The 18,931-nt window shown below is 66.3% G+C and carries 14 protein-coding genes; 13 read left to right on the top strand and 1 reads right to left on the bottom strand.

All coding sequences use genetic code 11. The features are described 5' to 3' along the window. Positions 1-207: 207 nt before the first annotated feature. From VGK32_05875 to VGK32_05885, 3 genes are read left to right on the top strand one after another with little or no spacing between them, the layout of a single operon-like run. Entirely contained in the window at positions 208-1,902 is a 1,695-nt protein-coding gene (locus VGK32_05875) for a hypothetical protein (protein HEY3381277.1), read from the top strand. Positions 1,903-1,910: 8 nt separating this feature from the next. Continuing rightward, positions 1,911-2,531, top strand: coding sequence for a hypothetical protein (locus VGK32_05880; protein HEY3381278.1), 621 nt, complete (start codon positions 1,911-1,913; stop codon positions 2,529-2,531). Beyond that, complete coding sequence (locus VGK32_05885; GenBank protein ID HEY3381279.1) at positions 2,528-4,252, top strand: glycosyltransferase; 1,725 nt, start codon at positions 2,528-2,530, stop codon at positions 4,250-4,252. The genes VGK32_05880 and VGK32_05885 overlap by 4 nt, the downstream gene beginning before the upstream one ends. 46 nt (positions 4,253-4,298) lie before the next feature. Here VGK32_05885 and VGK32_05890 read toward each other — a convergent pair whose 3' ends face one another. Then, entirely contained in the window at positions 4,299-4,784 is a 486-nt protein-coding gene (locus VGK32_05890; protein ID HEY3381280.1) for a response regulator, read from the bottom strand. A gap of 178 nt (positions 4,785-4,962) precedes the next feature. Here VGK32_05890 and VGK32_05895 point away from each other — a divergent pair, with 178 nt between their 5' ends. The 10 genes from VGK32_05895 (at position 4,963) to VGK32_05940 (ending at position 18,918) form a co-directional block, all read left to right on the top strand. Then, entirely contained in the window at positions 4,963-5,997 is a 1,035-nt protein-coding gene (locus VGK32_05895) for an HD domain-containing phosphohydrolase (protein HEY3381281.1), read from the top strand. A 48-nt stretch (positions 5,998-6,045) separates the two neighbouring features. Beyond that, positions 6,046-8,688 (top strand): ATP-binding protein, encoded by a 2,643-nt coding sequence (locus tag VGK32_05900; protein ID HEY3381282.1) that lies wholly within the window; start codon positions 6,046-6,048, stop codon positions 8,686-8,688. 167 nt (positions 8,689-8,855) lie between these two features. Continuing rightward, the gene (gene motA / locus VGK32_05905; protein HEY3381283.1) at positions 8,856-9,731 is read left to right on the top strand and encodes a flagellar motor stator protein MotA; all 876 of its coding nucleotides are present in this window, start codon (positions 8,856-8,858) and stop codon (positions 9,729-9,731) included. Positions 9,732-9,736: 5 nt separating this feature from the next. Beyond that, complete coding sequence (locus VGK32_05910) at positions 9,737-10,519, top strand: flagellar motor protein MotB (protein ID HEY3381284.1); 783 nt, start codon at positions 9,737-9,739, stop codon at positions 10,517-10,519. Further along, positions 10,516-11,118 (top strand): response regulator, encoded by a 603-nt coding sequence (locus tag VGK32_05915; GenBank protein HEY3381285.1) that lies wholly within the window; start codon positions 10,516-10,518, stop codon positions 11,116-11,118. The genes VGK32_05910 and VGK32_05915 overlap by 4 nt, the downstream gene beginning before the upstream one ends. Before the next feature lie 17 nt (positions 11,119-11,135). Continuing rightward, positions 11,136-11,483: an Hpt domain-containing protein gene (locus VGK32_05920; GenBank protein HEY3381286.1), complete on the top strand. Its 348-nt coding sequence runs from the start codon at positions 11,136-11,138 to the stop codon at positions 11,481-11,483. A gap of 67 nt (positions 11,484-11,550) precedes the next feature. Then, a complete protein-coding gene (locus tag VGK32_05925) occupies positions 11,551-14,724 on the top strand; it encodes a PAS domain S-box protein (GenBank protein ID HEY3381287.1) in 3,174 nt (1,057 codons plus the stop codon). A 377-nt stretch (positions 14,725-15,101) separates the two neighbouring features. Next, positions 15,102-17,780, top strand: a complete 2,679-nt coding sequence (locus VGK32_05930) for a chemotaxis protein CheW (protein HEY3381288.1) — start codon at positions 15,102-15,104, stop codon at positions 17,778-17,780. Positions 17,781-17,783: 3 nt separating this feature from the next. Next, positions 17,784-18,281, top strand: coding sequence for a chemotaxis protein CheW (locus VGK32_05935; protein ID HEY3381289.1), 498 nt, complete (start codon positions 17,784-17,786; stop codon positions 18,279-18,281). 13 nt (positions 18,282-18,294) lie between these two features. Further along, the gene (locus tag VGK32_05940) at positions 18,295-18,918 is read left to right on the top strand and encodes a CheR family methyltransferase (protein ID HEY3381290.1); all 624 of its coding nucleotides are present in this window, start codon (positions 18,295-18,297) and stop codon (positions 18,916-18,918) included. The last annotated feature ends 13 nt before the right edge of the window (positions 18,919-18,931 follow it).

An 18,931-nucleotide genomic window follows, 5' to 3' on the forward strand; every position in this document is an offset into this window, starting at 1 on the left:
GGATAACCCGGTCGGTTCTCCGACACTCCAGTCGGCTCACCCACGGGGACCTGTCGTGGCACGGATGGGTTTGCCCGGCGGAACCCGCGATCTGCCTGGGATTCCGGCCCGAAGCGAACGGTCCCCGGCGGAATCCGGTCCTCTTGGCGGCCTGGTTGCACGGCGGATACCGGCCGGGCGTGGCACGTGTCTTGATTGAGGAACAGCGTGAACGTCTTCGCGATGATGACGACGTCGGCGACCCGTGGCCATACCGCGGTCGCGCTCAAGTCTTTCTTCAGTCATACCGCACCCGAGCAGATCGGTGCGTTCATTGTGCTCGACTGCTCGGGCGACTTCGTCGTTCCACCCGGCACTCCGGCCGACAGGCTCAAGGTCGTCGGTCGCACGAAGGGCCGACCAGCCGGTGTCGCAACCGCCTTCGCCGCAGCAAGGGATCTGCACGCTGACCTGTTTCTTCTCGACAATAACGTCGTGTTCACCTCGGGATGGTTCGAACCACTCCTGGTCGACAGACCTGGCCTCGTCTCGGCGGTGTCGAATGTCGACGTGTCGTACGAGTCGGAGCACGCCTGGCTGCGGCCGACGATGTCGATCGACGATCTGCGCGGACATGAAGTCGAGCTGGCGGCGCTGGTCTCCGAGCATCACCGTACTCACGCCGACTACCAGCGGTCGAGCGCGCCGGCGTTCTTCTGCATCAAGATACCTGTCGCCGTTCGGGAAGCCGTCGGTGAGCCGGACACTCGGTTCCGCTCTGGTTCGACTCAGGATGCCGACTACGCGCTTCGGGCCTGCCTGGCCGGATTCCCGTGCGAGCTGGCTACGGCATCGTACGTGCTGCGGCTGAATGACGTGTCCTCCGCCCGCGAGGCGTCGGCGCGGGCTGCCGACAAGGGCGCCGCGGAAACGAACGTGTTCAAGGCGAAGTGGGGATCGGCGCTGACGTACGCGTACGTCGGGAGGGACTGGAACCTGTTCCTGTCGGAGAGCCGCCTCGCCGCAGCCATCGAGCATCGCGACTACAAGCCGGTCGTCGAGTTCCTCCTGGCCAACCCGTCGCTCGATAGCTTCATCGAACGCCAACAGCACGCGCGCTTTGGCGCCGTCTGCCTGGTCTACGAGGACGATTCCTGGCTGCCCCTCACAATCGAGCCCATCTACAACCTCTGCGATTCGATCTGGTTCTTGGTGAGCGACCGGCCCTGGTACGGAGAACCGACTGATCAGTCCCCGATGCTCGACCGCATTCAAGCGCTACCCGATCCGGAGGGGAAGTTCCGAATCGTTGCCGGCAGCTGGCGGGACGAGTGCCACCAACGCAACGAAGCGATGCGGCGTCTGCGCGAGGCCGACATCGACTACTGCTTCGTGCTCGACGCCGATGAGATCTGGGATCCCGAGGTCCTCGGTCAGGCGATGGATCTCGCGCGCCAGCATCCGCAGATCGGGATTTGGCGGGCAGGCTGCTACACCTACTGGAAGTCGTTTCGGTACCGTGTCGATCCACCCGAACCGTATCGGTCCATCGTCTTCATGCGCGTCGGTGCCGGCCGGTTCTTCCACGGTCGCGAGGGGGTGGCGGATACCCAGGTGACGCTCCCGATCGAATCAGTGGCCTTTCACCACATGAGCTACGCCAGGTCCGACGAGTTGATACGACGCAAGATCGACACGTTCACGCACAAGCTCGACGTCGTACCGGGCTGGTACGAGAACGTGTGGCTCGGCTGGGACGCCAACAGGTCCATGGAGGACGTGCATCCCTGCTGGCCGGCGGCCTACAAACGCATCGTCGAACAGCCGCGCGCGGCCATGCCGCCCGCGCTCCGCAGGCTGCACGACGCGGAGGCTCACGAGCTGGGCGAGAAGACAACCGTCATCGAATCTCCGGCGGGTTGACAATAGCTATGGCGGACACAACACGAGTGCTCGTCGGGATGCCCACTCGCGGCTTTCCGTGGATTCAGTCCATCATCTATGCCCAGCAACTCGCAACGGAGCTGGGCACGGGGCTGGCACTGCAGGTGGGGCAGCCCGTCCACGTCGTTCGCAATCGGATGGTGCGGAATTTCCTCAAGAGCGGCTGCACCCACTTCTTCATGATTCACGACGACGTCGTGCCGCCGCCGGGTGCGCTGGCGAAGCTCCTTGCGATCGACCGGCCCGTGGCAACCGGCGTCTATCCGCTCTCGCGCACAGGCCGGCCCGTCTCGAGTGTGATGGGGATCCATGACGAGACCTGGCCTGACCGATGCCCCCAGTCGACGTTTCCCGTGAAGCACTGCGGCCTCGGTTGTGTCCTGGTGCGCCGGGAGGCGTTCGAGAAGATCGGGTTTCCCTGGTTCTACTGGCAGGAAGACGCAGACGGCGGGGACGTTGGCGAGGACGTCTGGTTCTGTCAGCGGGTGCGCCGGGCGGGTCTCCAGATCTACTGCGATGGCACGCTCGTCTGCAGTCACGTGAAGAGCAACTTCGACCTCGCGACCGTGTGGCCCACGGTGCAACCTGAATCCTCGCCCGGAACATGAGCGACGATCCTGCCGACCGCGGTGCGGAGATTCGGGCACTCATCCAGGGAGGGTCTCTGGATGAAGCCGAGGCGATGCTGGCACACGCCGGCAGCGTGCTCTCGGTGGCGGACCGACTGGCGCTCGAAGGCATGGTCGCCTGGTGCCGTCGCGATCTCGCGCGTGCGGTCGAGCGGCTCGAAACCAGCCTGGGGGCCACTCCGACGTATCATGCGGCCACCCTGTTGGCGTCGATCCATCTCTCGACCGGCGACGCCGGAGCTGCGCGCGGGCCGCTCGCGACGGCTCTCAGATTCCGCCCCGAATCGAGTGCTCTGCGCACGGCCCATCGGAAGCTCCAGTCTCGCGAGACTGCCCCGGTCCGGCCGCCGTTGCACGTCGAAGGGACCGTCCGACCGCTCTCCATCTGGTTCTGTCAGCCCAAGAGCATTCCGTACGACGGCCGTACGCCCCGCGAGCGGCCGCTCGGCGGGACGGAGAGCGCTGTCGTCTACCTCACCGAGGCGCTGGTGGCGCTCGGACAGGACGTCCGCGTCTACAACACGACCTGCGAGCCCGTGTCGGTGGAAGGGGTTGAGTATCGATCCTGGACCGACGCCAGAGCGGACGCCGTGCTCGATCCGCCCGACGTTCTGGTCGCGATACGCGACTGGTCGCTGATTGGGGCGACCCGCTTCGCGCCCCTGCAGATTCTCTGGACGGGTGACGCGCCAGACCAACCCGCTGCGAAGGGACTGGCCGAGGCAGCCAACCGCGAGTCGATCGATCTCTTCGCGTTCGGCAGCCAGTGGCAGGTCGAGGCTTTCTGCAGCGCCGCCGGGCTGCCGGTCTGGCGTACGGTTCGCATCGGCCTCGGGTTCGCGCCGATGATGATTCCCGACGAGCCGCTGGCCGACCGGAAGTCGCGGCTCGTCTATGCCAGCACGCCGTTTCGCGGCCTCGAGCTCCTGCTGGACTGGTTTCCCCGCATCCGGGAGTCGTGCCCGGAGGCGGAATTGCGGGTGTTCAGCAGCATGCGCGTCTATGGCATGGCCGAGGCCGAGGACCGGCAGTTGTACGGCCACCTCTACGAGAAGGCGTGCCAGCCCGGCGTCGAACTGCTCGGTTCCGTGGCGCAGCCCGGGCTCGCCCGTGAATACCGGCGGGCCAGACTTCTCGCATATCCGAACGTGTGGCCCGAGACGTTCTGTGTGACGGTTGCCGAGGCGCAGGCAGCCGGTTGCCCGGTCGTGACGTCAACGCTGGGCGCGCTGCCGGAGACGGTGGGCGCGGGGGGAATTTGTATACCCGGCGATCCTCGTGCAGACACCGGATTTCGCGACCGCTTCATCGAAGAGATCGTCGGTCTTCTCCGCCACCGCGACCGCTGGGAGGCGCTGAGCACCGCGGCAAAGCGCGGAGCAGAGGCGCGGTTCAGCTATGAGGTCGTCGCCGGGCGGTGGCTGGAGACCTGTCGGCTTGCCCTGACCGGGGAAGACCCGCTCGTCGTGCGCGTGGCACATCATGTGCGCAACGGACGTGCGGCGCTGGCCAGCCGGATGCTCGAGAAGGAGGGCCGGCCGTCGACGATGACGGCGCCGGCGTGGGACTGGCTTCGCGAGTTCACGGCGTGGATGTCGGACAGAACGAGCGTGGCGCCCGGTCACTGGGAACGGGCTACCGCGATGCTCGGACCCATCCGGCGTCTGCCGGGGTTTGACGCGTGGGCAGGACTCGCGTGAGGCGGAACGAGACCGGGGTTGGGTGTTGGCAGGGGCGTCGTTCTTATCAGCCGGCCCGCTGCAGTACCGCCCTGAGCGCCCGTCGAGCCTCGGCTTCCGGGGAGGATTCGTCCTCATCCACGCGGACCACGGGCAGTAGGGGAGCCTTGAAACGACACTCGGCTCGCGGCAGCTTCACGCGCTCCTCGGCGAGACGAACGCGCGCCCGGAACTCCTGCAAATGGAGCGGCTTGAACAGCAGGTCGGTCGCGCCGCACGCCAGCACGTCCTCGAGCGAATACTGCGAGGAGTAGCCGGTCATGAGGATCGCCGTGAGGTCGGGCTGCAGCTTCGTGGCCGCGCTGACCAGGCGGAATCCGTCCGGCGGCGGCATCACGATGTCGGTGACGAGGATGTCCGCGGGATGGGCTGACAGATACTGCAGGGCTTCGTGGGAACAGATAAACGTCTCGACCGAGTGGCGGTCGGCCGCACAGGCGGCGGCCAGCAGATCCAGAATCACCGGTTCGTCGTCCACCAGCACGAGATGCATGTCGTCGCCCTCCGGCGGCCTAGTACCTATCTCCGTAATCGGCGGGAGCGGGTTGAAGTTTAGGGGAGGATTGCCGATTATCACGGTGACGTACCAGGCAACCGCCTCGTACGACCGGATAACCTCCTCGCGGGCATCAAGACGTCTTGTGGTCCGCCGGCCAAGGTGCGAGGGATAGATGGGTGCGCACATCCTGGTGGTTGATGACGAAGCCTCCATTCGGGACCTGTTCAGTGAGTGGCTTCGGGTGGCCGGTCATACGTGTGTCAGTGCGGGAAATGCCGCGGAGGCCTTGTCGGTGGCCGAGCGCGAGAAGACCGACGTCGCGCTCTTGGATCTGCGGATGCCTGGAGAGAGTGGCGTCTGGCTGGCCAGGCGCCTGCGCGAGTCCCGGGACGATCTTGCGATCATCATGGCCACCGGCGCGCAGAGCTTCGACGCCGCCGTCGAGGGCATGCGTCTTGGCGTGCTCGACTACCTCCTGAAGCCGTTCTCGCGGCAGGAACTGGTGGACGCGGTCAACCGGGCGGTCCAGTGGTGCGAGGCCACGGCGCGGGAGCGGGCCGAACGAGAGCGGCTCGAGCGGGAAATCGAACGTCGGAGCGCGGAACTGTCCGAGGCGTTCGCCGAGGTGGAACTCACGACCGCCGGCGCCCTCGAGGCCCTGCTCGCGGCCTTCAACATGCGGAACCCGGACGCCTTCGCGCACGCCAAGCGAGTGGCCGAATCGGCGGTCGTGCTGGCCCAGTCGATGGGCGTCAGCGCGTCTCTGCTCGCCGACATCGAGCGGGGCGCGATGCTGCACGACATCGGAAAAGTCGCGATGCCCGATTCGCTCATTCACAAGGCCGGCGCGCTGAGCGAAGAAGAAGTCGGCATCATCCGAACCCATCCCAAGGTCGGCCACGACATCCTCATGTCCGTGCCATTTCTGCGAACAGCGGCTGGGATCGTCCTGGCCTCACATGAGTGGCTGAACGGCACCGGGTATCCCGACGGGTTGAAAGGGGATCAGATTCCACTCGGGGCCCGAATCACGTCGGTTGCCGATGCGTTCGACGCGTTGACGTGCTCGCGCGTGTACCGCGATCCCGTCTCGGTCGAACGGGCGAACGCTGAACTGGCGCAATTCTCGGGGAGGCAGTTCGATCCGAACGTGGTTCGCGCATGGCTTCGGCTCTCCGAACGGCGTACGGCCACGGAACGGAACTGACCGCAGGCCAGGACGTCAGGCGGCGCGAGCGGCAAGGGGACCCGACGGATGAATCTCGAGGCGGTTGCGTCGCTTGGCATCAGGCTCAGTCAGTTGTCGGACCGGAAGGAAGCCGGCCGGGCAGCGAGCCTGGGTCTGACCGAAGCCTTCGAGGCCGACGCGGCCGTGGTGTGGCTGCCGCCCGATTCCGGTCCGTGCCGGGCTGAAGACGTCTTCGCCTCCGGCTCCGTGGTTCCCGACGGTGCGGCCCGCGAGCTTGCCAGGGTTCTGCGTGACGGTGGCCTCGAACGCTGGTTTGCAGCGCGGGGCGCCGCTGTCTCCACCGCGGCGGCCATCGGCGCCGCCGGCACCCCATTCGGTCTGCTGGCCGTGGGGTGGCAGCGATCTCCCTTCAACAGCTCGCGGATCGAGGTCTTCCTTGCGCTCGTCGCCGAGCAACTGCGGAGCGTCCTCGCCCGCGAACAGCTCGTCTGCCAGGCGGCAGCCGGCACCGGTGACCCCGAACAGCATCCCCTCGTCCGAACCCTGCGCCGTGACATCACAGTCCTTCAGCAGGAGCTCACCCGCAGCCAGCGCGCGATTCCGGAGGACGGCTCCACCACCACCAGGCAGCGCACCATCATCGAGTCCACCAGCGACTACGTGTTCGTGAAGGACATCTGGGGCCGCTACGTGGACGTGAACGCCGCTTACCTCGCGGCGCTCGGCGTCTCGGCGGCGGACGTGCTCGGAAAGCGCGACGGCGATCTGTTCCCGCCCGAGCTTGCCGACGAACACACGGCGCGGGAGCACATTGCCCAGATCTCGGGTCAGACGCTCGAGGACGAGACGACGTGGACGCTCGGCAAACGGCATCGGCACCTGCTCGTGCGCCGGTCGCCGTGGCGCAACGCCGAGGGCCATACCGTCGGCGTGGTGACGGTAGCGACCGATATCACCGAGCGGAAGGAGGCGGAGGTCCAGCGCCAGACCGCGCTCGACGCGCTTCGCACGGCGAACGAGCGAATGCAGCAGCTGCTGGCCGAGCAGATGCGGCTGAGCCAGAGGGGCAGTGCGCTGCTCGAGCTGACGCGTCGGCTCACGCTCGAATCGGACGCCGAGTCCATCTACCGTGTCGTCGTCGAGACGGCCGAGCAGCAGCTCCAGGACGCGTGCGCGCTGATTGCCAACTGCGATCCGGGCGGTCCGACGTTTGCCGTTCGCTGCTCGGGCGGCCGGGCCCTCACTCTCAGGCACGCGTCGGGCCTGAAGCACGGCGTCGAGGCGAGCTTCGGCGGGGAGGTCATGGGTGAGCGGGGCACGACGTCGGTCCTGCTCGATCCCGGGTATCGCTTCGATGCAGCGTTGATCGAGGACGGCCTGCGGGCGGCCACGGTTCTGCCGATCGTCGCCGCCGGCCGACCTCAACCGGTGCTGGTGATTGGCTGGCCCGACGCCAGGCAGTGTTCGCCCGAGGACCTCTGGTTCCTCGAGAACCTTGCCGTTCAGCTGGGGCTCGCCGTCAAGAATGCCCGACTGTACTCGGATCTTCGGCAGTCGCTACTCTCGTTGCGGGACGCGCAGCAGGAGCTGTCGCGGGGACAGCGGGTCCGTGCGCTCGGCGATCTGGCATCGGGGATCGCTCACAAGTTCAACAACTCGCTGACGTCGATTCTGGGTCTCACCGACTGGCTGCTGTTCACGCTCCCCGAGGACGCCGCCGGGCGCCAGGAGATGAGCAGCATCCGGGCCTCAGCGACCGAGGCTGCTGGTCTGGTCAAGCGTCTGCACGACTTCGGGCGCGTGGCGCCGGGTGGCGAGAGCGCGGGGCCGACCGACCCCGTGGACGCGATGCGGCACATGCCGGACCTCCTCAGGACACGGCTCGACGAGGAGGCACGGCGACGAGGCGTGCGCCACGACCTGGTGATGGACCTGAACCAGGTGCCACTCGTTCGCATCGTCCCGTCGGAACTGCGCGAGGTGCTGCTGTGCCTGGTGTCGAATGCGATCGATGCGATGCCGGCCGGCGGACAGATTACCCTCCGGTCCGTCGAGTCGGAAGGCCGCGTCCGGCTCTCGGTCCTGGATGAGGGCGACGGCGTCGCTCCGGAGATTCTGCCGCATTTGTTCGAGCCGTTCTTCAGCACGAAGGGCGGCGAGCACGTCGGGCTCGGCCTGAGTGTGAGCCGAAGCGTGGTCGAACGCTACGGCGGGTCGATCGCCGTGCAAAGCCGGCCGGGCAGCGGCACCACTTTCACTCTCAGTCTGCCCGTGCCGGTTGACGTGCCCACCCGGGCGACGCCGATCGTGCAACCCCAGGACCAGAACGCCGTGCGACGCGAACAACTGCGGGTGCTGCTCGTGGACGACCAGCACGATGTACTCGAGGCGGTGTCGGAGATGGTGTCCGCGCTGGGCCATCGGGTGGAGACGGCAACCAGCGGGGCGCTGGCGCTCGACGCGCTCGGCCGTGAGGAATACGACGTCGTGCTCACCGACCTCGGCATGCCGGATCTCGACGGACGCGAGCTCGCGAGGCAGGCGATGACGCGGCACCCGGGGCTTCGCGTCATCCTGATCACCGGGTGGACCGCGGACCTCGAGCAGACACCGCCGCAGGGTGTCTCGCGCGTGCTGACCAAGCCGTTGACCATCAAGACCCTGCGCGCGGCGCTGGCGCTCGACGGCGCCGGCGTCGCCCTCGCCTGACCGCCGTCGTTCCGCGTCAGCTCATCGTGTGAATGGGCGGTGCTGTGCGGATCCGCTCAAGTTCCGGCCCGGCCTGACGATTTCCGTGTCATGGACTGATCTCGAGCGGGGGACACCACCCGCCCGGGATCACGTGGGGCCGTCCGGGCCTGCTGGGAGAGATTCGCATGTTGATGCTCATTGGTGCCATCCTCGTCCTCGCGAGCGTCGTCGCTGGCTTCGTCTGGGAGGGGGGCAAGGTGCCCGCGCTCATCCAGCCAGCCGAGTTGTTGATCATCGGCGGCTCGGCCGTGGGCAGCGTGCTGATCAGCACACCGACCAAGGTGCTGATGGGCATGCTCCGCCAGCTCAAGGGCGCGATGGGCTCCGGCACTTCGAAGGCGGAGTACATCTCCCTCCTGTCGATGTTGTACCAGCTGTTCAAAGTCATCCAGCAGGCCGGTGTCATGGCGTTGGAGTCGCACTTCGAAGACCCGCCCAACAGCCCGATCATGGCGAAATTTCCCGGCTTCCTCGCCCGCCAGGATGCGGTGGATTTCCTGGCCGATTCCGTGAAGGTGATCATCGTCGGGGGCATTGCGCCGCACGACCTGGAGAGCCTCATGGACGAGGACTGCGATGTGCACCAGGAGGAGGCGATGCTGCCGTCGTCCACGCTGACCAAGGTGGGCGACTCGTTGCCCGGCCTCGGCATCGTCGCCGCCGTGCTCGGCGTCGTGATCACGATGGCGTCGATTGACGGCCCGCCGGCCGAGATCGGCGAGAAGGTCGGCGCGGCGCTGGTCGGCACCTTCCTCGGCATCCTTCTCTGCTACGGATTCGTCGGTCCGCTTGGGAGCAAACTCGAGCATGTCGTGACCGAGGAAGGTCACTACCTGAAGTGCATGAAGACCGGCATTCTCGCGGTCTACAAGGGCTTCCCGCCGGCGATCGCGGTCGAGTTCGCCCGCCGGGTGATTCCAGGTGACTCCCGGCCGACGTTCGACGAGACCGAGCAGGCCTGCAAGGCGCGTCCTGAGAAGGAGGCGGCCGCCGCGGCCTGACGCGCATGAAGAACCAGCCCGTTATCATCATCAAGAAGAAGAGCCATGGACACGGCGGCCACCACGGCGGTGCATGGAAGGTGGCGTACGCCGACTTCGTCACAGCCATGATGGCCTTTTTCATCGTGATGTGGGTACTCGGGCAGAGCACGCAGGTCAAGTCCGCCATCGCCGGCTATTTCCGCAATCCGGGGCTCTTCGACTACGAGAAATCGAGCAGCATGGTGCCGGGCGGCGAGAAGGGCATCCTGCCCGACCCGAAGGGGGGCAATGGAGACGTCGCGAAGGAGGCCGCGTTCTCGGACGCGGAGAAGCTCGAGCAGGCGGCCGCCCGGATCCGTCAGGCGCTCGGCGTTCTGCCGGAACTGAACGCCGTGAAGGACCAGATTGAGATCAACATGACGGCTGAAGGACTCCGGATCGAACTGCTCGAGTCGCCGCAGGGCGGGTTCTTCGATTCGGGCAGTTCGAAGATGAACAGCGCCGGTGAGAAAGTGCTGGTGGCCATCGGGCGCGAACTCTCGAAGGTACAGAACGGCGTCGTCTTCGAGGGGCACACCGACAGCCGGCCCTATCAGAGCGGCGAGGGATACTCGAACTGGGAGCTCTCGGCCGACCGCGCCAACACGGCTCGGCGGGTGATGGAGAAGAACGGGCTGCATGCGGGGCAGGTGAGGGGAGTCCGAGGGTGCGCCGACACCCAGCTTCGCACACCGGACGATCCGTTCAACGCCAAGAACCGCCGGGTCTCGATCATCGTGCAGCACACGGCGGCAGCGAAGCCATGACCGATATCTGGATGACCATCGTGCTCGCCCATCCGGTTGCGACCGCTTCGGCCATCCTGGCCCTGGTGTCCGCGGCCTGGGGACTGCATCTCTGGCGCCTGCGCCTCCGGGAGCGAGACCTGCTGCTTCTCGTGGACCAACGAACGCGCCAATGGCAAGATGAGGCGAGCGCGCATACGCGGCTCAGGGAACGGATCGTGGCCACCGTCCTGGCGTTTCCCCTCCACGCCGCATCGCCGGTCAGTTCGGCAGGCGGCGAGCGAGCGTGCGAGACTGGGTCGGCTCGGGTTCTCGTGGTCGACGACCGCGCGGAGGAGCGGGTGGTGCTGGCCTCCCTCTTCGACGGCCTTGGGGTGACGGCTGCATTCGCCGATTCCGAGTGGGCGGCGTCGGTGGCAAGGATGGAGGCGTGCGAGGCTGGAATGCCGTACGATCTAGTGCTCGTCGGGGCCGGAATGCCTGCCGCTGAGACCGACGGCATCTCGTTGCCCGAAGCGGTGGATAGCAGCGTCATCGAGCGGCTGCTCGCATGCTGCGTGCAGTCTGACCGGCGCCCGGCGGGCCTCGCTGCGGCCCCGTCGGGCGGTGGTGCAGACTGAACGGTGGAGGGAACGCCGTGACGGATACTGAGCAGGTAGTCGACGTGGCAGCCCTCATGGACAGGCTCGAGGGTGACCGTGAACTGCTGCAGGAGCTCGTGGCACTCTACCTGGAGGACGAACCGGGCCTCCTCGACCAGATCGCCCGGGCTGTCGACAGCAAGGATGCGGATGCGCTCCGCCGGAGCGCCCACACGCTGAAGGGGTCCGTCGGGAACTTCTGCGCGCCCGGTGCCCACGCTGCTGCGCTGGCGCTCGAGGACGCGGGTCGCAGCGGCGAACTGAAGGCGGCCTCGGTCCTCTTCGATCGGCTCCGGCAGGAACTGGTGAGCGTACGGGTCGCGCTGACCGGGCTCGTCGCCTGATTCCCGGTCTGCCGCTTGACGGGTTGCGGCGGATGTGGTTTCCTGCGAGCGTCCCTTCGAGAGGCGCATGACCACCGAACGTCCAACCGTCCTGATCGTCGAAGACGACTCCGTTTACGCGGCCTTTGCCCGGGCGTCATTGAAGAAGGGCGAAGATCCTCCGGGCAAGGTGCTGATCGCCGGCAGCCTGGCGGAAGGCCTGCGGTGCCTGACGCCGCCCTCCCGCGTCGATCTCATTCTGATCGATCTCGGCCTTCCCGATAGCGACGGCTTCGACAGTTTTGTCGCGGTGCGCGACCGCGCGCCGGAAACGGCCATCATCGTCCTCACTGGTCGCGACGACCGCGTGCTGGCGCGTCGTGCGGTGCAGGAGGGCGCACAGGACTACATCGTCAAGGGATCGGACGGAGAGAAGCAGCTGGCACGGTCTGCGGGCTATGCCATCGAGCGCAAGCGGGGCGAACGCACGCTGCGCCGGATCGCCCGGCAGCAGGCGGCCGTCGCCGGCCTCGGCCAGCTGGCACTCGCAAGCAGCGATACCTCGACGCTCCTCGAAGACGCCGTTGGTGTCGTCGCACGGACCCTCGTGACGGACGTTGCCGAGATCTACGAAACGCCGGGCGGGACGAACCCGCTCATCCTTCGTGCGGCGGCCGGTCGGGATCCGTCGTTGGTCGATCAGGCTTCTGTGGCCTGCGACGCCACGACGTGCGTCGGCACAGCCTTGATCGAGAACCACCCCATGGTCTTCGCGACGTTGGACGAAGCCTCGCGATTCGTCTGGCCCGACTGGCAAGACCCTGTGATGGCCTCTGGTGCCGCAGTGGTGATTCACGGTGGAGACCGGTCATTCGGCGTGCTGGCGGTGGGCTGCCGCGAGCCACGAGACTACAGCAGTGAAGATGTCCAGTTCCTCGAACTCGTCGCCCATGTGGTCGGGGCGGCCATCAGCCGCGAACAGGTCGAGGAGGTGTTCCGCGTCAGCGAGGCCGGCTACAGGCATATCCTCGATACCGCGTCGGAGGGTATCTGTGCGCTGAATGCCGAGGGCAGGGTCACGTACGTAAATCGCCGCGCGGTGGAGATGCTCGGCTACGACAGCATCGAGTCGGTCATCACCCACCCAGTTCTGGAATTCATGTTCGAGCAGGACCAGGAGCACGCCCTTCGCGTGCTCGACGGCTGGAAGGGGGGCGTTCAGAACCAGTTCGATTTTCGCCTCCGGTGCCAGAACGGTTCCGAACTGTGGGTGCTGGCGTCGACTAGTCCCATCCTGGACCAGACGGGACAGTTCGGGGGCGCCCTCGTGATGTTCACCGACGTCACGGCCCGCCGGAAGGCAGAGCGGGCCCTGCGCGAGAGCGAGGCGCGATACCGGCGCATCGTCGAAACGGCGAACGAGGGCATCTGGGTGACCGACGCAGCGTGGCGGACCGAATACGTCAACCGCGTCATGGCCGACATCATGGGATACCCGGCCGGGGAGATGGTCGGCCGCAGCCTGCTGGATTTTGCGTTCGATGACGATCGCGAGCTGGTCCGGCAGGGCATCGGCCCCGAGCGCGAAGGACCACGAGAGCCGGTGGAGATGAGGCTGCGTCGGAAGGGCGGCGCCGAAATCTGGGTCCTCGCGTCGACGACGACCATTCTCAGCGAGCAGGGTGTCGTGGAAGGCCTGCTGGTGATGTGCAGCGACATGACGGCCAGGCGTCGCGCCGCGGCCGAGCGGGCGCGATTGCACTCGGCCGTTGCACAGGCAGCCGAGGCCATCATGATGACCAAGCGGGACGGGACGATCGTCTACGTGAATCCCGCCTGGCAGCGCATGACCGGCTATTCGTCGGGCGAGGCGCTCGGCCGTACTCCACGCCTGCTGCGCGCCGACGTCCAGGATTCGAGGGTCTTCAAGGATCTGTGGGAGACCATCCTCGATGGGCGCGTCTGGCGTGGCGAGTTGACGAATCGCAGCCAGGGCGGCGCGCTGTTCAGCTGGGAAGAGACGATCACGCCGGTCCGCGACGAATCGGGGCGGATCACCGAGTTCATCTCCTTCGGCCAGGACACCAGCGGGAGGCGGGATCTCGAGGCCAGGCTGCGGCAGTCCCAGAAGATGGAAGCCGTCGGGCGATTGGCTGGCGGTGTCGCCCATGACTTCAACAATCTCCTCACGGTCATCACGGGGTACAGCGAGCGCCTGCTGATGGGGTTGCCCGCCGATGACCCGCTGCGGAAGGGTGCCGAGGCCATCAAGCGGTCGGCAGACCGGGCGGCGGCCCTCACACAGCAACTGCTGGCGTTCAGTCGCCGGCAGATCCTGGCGCCCAAGGTGATCGACCTGAACTCGGTCGTCGGCAACATGAACAAGATGTTGCAGCGGTTGATCGGCGAAGACGTCGAGCTGGTGTTTCACTCGGCGACGGAGCTCTGGCGCACCAAGGCCGATCCCAACCAACTCGAACAGGTGATCATGAACCTCGCGGTGAACAGCCGCGACGCCATGCCGCAAGGTGGCATCCTGACGATCGAGACGTCGAACATCGAGCTCGACACCTCGTTCGCGGGCCGGCATCTGGGTTTGCAGCCAGGACGCTACGTGATGCTGGCCGTGACCGATACCGGGAGCGGAATGGACGATGAGACGCAGTCGCACCTGTTCGAGCCGTTCTTCACGACGAAGGAGCAGGGAAAGGGTACCGGTCTGGGGCTGTCCACGACCTACGGCATCGTCAAGCAGAGCGGCGGCTACATCTGGGTCGAGAGTGAGGTCGGGCGCGGCACGACCGTCCGCATCTACCTGCCACGAATCGAAGAGACGGCCGATTTGACGCCCGCCGCGATCGAGATGCGGTCGGCGCCCCACGGGTCGGAGACGATCCTGCTGGTGGAAGACGAGGACGCGGTCCGCCACCTGCTGCGCGACATTCTCAGACGCTATGGCTATACCGTGCTGGAGGCCCAGAACGGACCTCGCGCCATCGAGATCTGCCAACAGCACGAAGGTCAGATCGACCTGGTCATCACAGACATGGTGATGCCCCAGATGAGCGGGTGGGAAGTGGCAGACGCCGCGTCCAACCTCCGGCCCAAAGCGAAGTTGATCTATATGTCGGGGTATATCGAGCACATGGTCGTCGAGCAGCGCGTGCTCGAATCAGGTGTGGCATTTCTGGGCAAGCCGTTCACCCCAGACACGCTGGGGCGGAAAGTGCGCGAAGTCCTCGACGGCGAGCAGGCTGACTAGCCACCAACCCCTTTCTTCTCAGCAGTTATCACCATTCTAGCTGGGCGGCGGATAGCCTTCCTCGCCGGCCGCCGCCTCGTCCCGAAACGGGGCAGGCGTGTGCGGAGAAGACCGCGCCGCACACAGTCGATTCAAGAACCTCCTCAGACTGACGATTTCATGGCTGCTTGGTTTCCGAGCCCGAGGACCGCCTCTGGCTGTCGGAATTCCGGCCAGGGGTCTCAGAAAGACGACCGGGTGACAGCGCCGCGCGGGGCGGGATCGGTCGAGTTACTGAGGAATTCGGTGGATCGCCCCGGCCGGACGCCTTTGCGGAGTGGTGCGGCTTTTGAGTATCACCCATTGGCCGCTTCTGATTTTCGGGTGAGGGGGACACGATGGACGACAACGAGGTTCTCGATCTCATCAAAGAATTCCTCATTGAGAGCAATGAGAACCTGGCACGGCTCGAGCAGGAGATGTTGGCGCTCGAACAGCGCCCGAACGACCTTGCGCTGCTCGGCAGCGTCTTCCGTACCATCCACACCATCAAGGGGACGTGCGGCTTTCTCGGCTTCGACCGGCTCGAGGGCGTCACGCACGTTGCCGAGAACATCCTGAACCAGTTGCGCAGCGGTGAGCGGGCGCTCACGCCGTCCCTCGTCTCGCTCATTCTCGAAGCAGTCGATGCCGTCAAGACCATCCTGGCGAACATCGAGGCTACGCAGAAGGAGGGCGCTGACCAGTGGGGCGACCTCCGGGCGCGCTTGCAGCAGGCGTGCGACGTGCCGGCGGCCCCGGCTCCCGAGCCTGCGATCCCGGCTCCCGGGACTGCTGCGGCCCCGAATGCCGCACCAGCGATCTCCGCAACCCCGACTCCGGTGACGACGCCAGTGGCGACGCCGGCCGCGGCCGCCAAGCCCGTGCCTGCGGCGGCTCCGTCGGAGCCGGCCCAGGCTGCCACGCCAGAAGTCGAGGTGGCGGCGGCGCAGCGAGGAACGTCCGTGGTCGACTCCACGATCCGCGTGGACGTCGGGCTGCTCGACAAGCTGATGAACCTGGTCGGCGAGCTCGTGCTGGCCCGGAACCAGATCCTCCAGGTGAATTCGCGCCGCGAGGAAGCCGCCCTGAACGCCACCTCCCAGCGCTTGAATCTCATAACCACCCAGCTGCAGGAGGGCGTCATGAAGACGCGCATGCAGCCGATCGGCGTGGTGTGGAACAAGCTGCCGCGAGTCGTTCGCGACATGGCGTCCAGCCTCCAGAAGCAGATCCGCGTCGAGATGGACGGCGCCGAGACCGAACTCGACAAGAGCATCATCGAGGCCATCAAGGATCCGCTCACGCACATCGTCCGCAACTGCTGCGATCACGGGATCGAGAAGCCCGAGCGTCGCGTGCCGGCCGGGAAGAACCCCGAGGGGCGGCTGCTGCTCCGGGCCTTCCACGAGGGCGGCCATGTCAACATCGAGATTTCCGACGACGGCGGCGGCATCGACCCGAAGAAGCTGAAGGACAAGGCCCTCCAGAAGGGGCTGGTCCGCCCGGAACAGGCCGAGCGGATGAGTGACAGAGAAGCAGTCAACCTCGTCTTCCTGCCCGGTCTCTCCACCGCCGAGAAGGTCACGAACATCTCGGGACGCGGCGTCGGCATGGATGTCGTCAAGACCAACATCGAGAAGATCGGCGGCGGCGTGGACGTCATCTCCCGCGTCGGCGCGGGGACGACCGTCAAGATCAAGATTCCGCTGACGCTGGCCATCATTCCCGGACTTGTAGTCAACAGTGGGTCCGAGCGCTTCGTGATTCCGCAGGTCAGCCTCCAGGAACTGGTTCGTCTGGAAGGCGCCTCCGGCAGGAAGCAGATTGAACTCATCCACGGAACACCGGTCTACCGCCGGCGCGGCACGCTGCTGCCGATTGCCTATCTCGACGCGATGCTCGGCCTCCGTACCGGGCCGCACGACGCCGAGATCGTGAACATCGTCGTCCTGCAGGCTGACGGGCGCGAATTCGGCCTCGTGGTCGATCGGATCAATGACACGCAGGAGATTGTCGTCAAGCCGCTCGGGAAGCAGTTGAAGGGGCTGAGCGCGTACGCCGGCGCCACCATCATGGGCGACGGTCGCGTGGCCCTGATTCTCGACGTGCACGGCCTGGCGGAGATGTCGGGCGTGCTGAATGCCGCGCAGGAGCGTGGGCACTCGGAGGCCGAGCGCCACGAGCACGCGGCGGCTGGACGGCAGAACTACCTGGTCTTCCGGTCCGGGTCGTTCGAGCGCCTGGCGGTACCGCTGTCGCTGGTCGCACGGCTCGAGGAATTCCCGCTGGCGCAGATCGAGCACGCGGGCGGTCGCCTCGTCATCCAGTACCGCGGCCAGATCCTCCACCTCGTCCAACTCTCGGCGCTGCTCGAGAACAGGCCCGTGGACGTGACGATCCTTCGGGATCCGGTGCAGGTCGTCGTCTTCAGCGACCGGGATCATGTCATCGGTCTCATCGTCGACCAGGTCGTCGACATCGTCGACGAGGCGATCACCGTCCGGCAGTCCACCGAACGTGAAGGACTCGCAGGCGTCGCCGTGGTCGGCAAGAAGGTGACCGACTTCCTCGACCTCGTCTCGGTGATCCGCTCGGTCGACGACGAGTGGTTCGGCGACGAGGCCCAGAAGGAAGGGGCCGCGCTGGTCATGGTCGTGGACGCCTCACCGTTCTCCCGGGCACTCACGAAGAACAGTCTGGAACTCGCCGGCCACACGGTCATCGAGGCGATCTCACCGGAGGAAGCGCTGGCACGGCTCGAGAAGGAACGGGTGAACGTCGTGGTGGCATCCGTCGAGTTGCCGCGCGCCGGCGCCGCGCACCTCGTCCGCCAGCTCCGGTCGAAGGAGGCGTTCGCCATGGTCCGCGCGCTGGCCGTGACGGCGCGAGCCGCAGATGTGAAACGGGAACGGGCTGACCTCGACTATGACGAGTACCTCCTGCGTTCGGATCGGGAGGGCCTCCTGCGAGCCATTCTGCGCGGCAACGTGCCGCCGGTGGAACCCGATCTCGCGATGGCGATCAAGAGGAGCTAGGTCATGACGGATATCGATCAGACACGCGCGGCCGGCGGCGTCGCCGAAGCCGGCGACCGGCAATTTGCCACGTTCTTCGTCGACAACCTGCTGTTCGGCGTCGAAGTGCTGCGCGTGCAGGAAGTCCTGCGTTACCAGGAAATGACCCCCGTGCCCCGGGCGCCCGAGCAGATCGAGGGCCTCATCAACCTGCGCGGACAGATCGTGACCGCGATCGACGTGCGGCGTCGGTTGGGTCTTGGCGCCCGGGAGTCGGGTCGCACGCCCATGAACATGGTCATCCGTGCGGAAGACGGGGCGGTGAGCCTGCTGGTGGACGAGATCGGCGACGTGCTCGACGTCGAGCAGTCGGATTTCGAGCCGGTGCCGGAGAACGTGGCGCCGAGCATCAGGGATCTGACGACGGGCGTGTACAAGATGAAGGAGCGGCTGCTCCTGGTCCTGGACACGAACAAGGCGATCGAAACCGGGTACCCCGCTGGCCGGCAGCGCGTGCAGTAGAACGGAGCGCGGCGTGGCATTCACCTTCTTCTTTCGCGACCAGCACGTGCTCGACCTCATCGTGAAGCACGTCGGTCCGACCCTGTGCGGCCGGAGCCGCGCCCGCATCTGGGATGCGGGCTGCGCGATGGGGCCGGAGCCGTACTCGCTGGCGATTCTTATGGCCGAATCGCTGGGCTACTTCGCGTTCAACAACCTCCGGATCGACGCGTCGGATCTGGACGACTGCGGGCTGTTCGGTCCCATCATCGAGAGCGGGACGTACGACTGGCAGGAGATCGAGCGCCTGCCGAAGCCGCTGCTCGAGAAGTACTTCTCCGAAGTCGCGCCGAAGCGCTACCAGATCGTGCAGCGGGTGAGGAACTGCGTGAGATTCCAGCGCCACGACCTGCTGTCGCTGAAGCCGATCGGCGAGGGTTATCACCTCATTCTGTGCAAGAACGTGCTGCTCCACCTCCAGCCCGCCGAGCGGGTCGAGGTGATCCGCATGTTCCATGCGTCGCTGGCGCCGGGTGGGTTCATGGCCACCGAGCAGACCCAGAAAATGCCGGGGGAGCTCGAGCCCCTGTTCGAGCAGGTCGTGTCGGACGGGCAGGTGTTCCGGAAGGTGGAGGCGGCGCAGGCGAGTGCCGCCTGACACACATCAACGG

Source organism: Vicinamibacterales bacterium (assembly GCA_036504215.1).
GTDB lineage: Bacteria > Acidobacteriota > Vicinamibacteria > Vicinamibacterales > Fen-181 > FEN-299.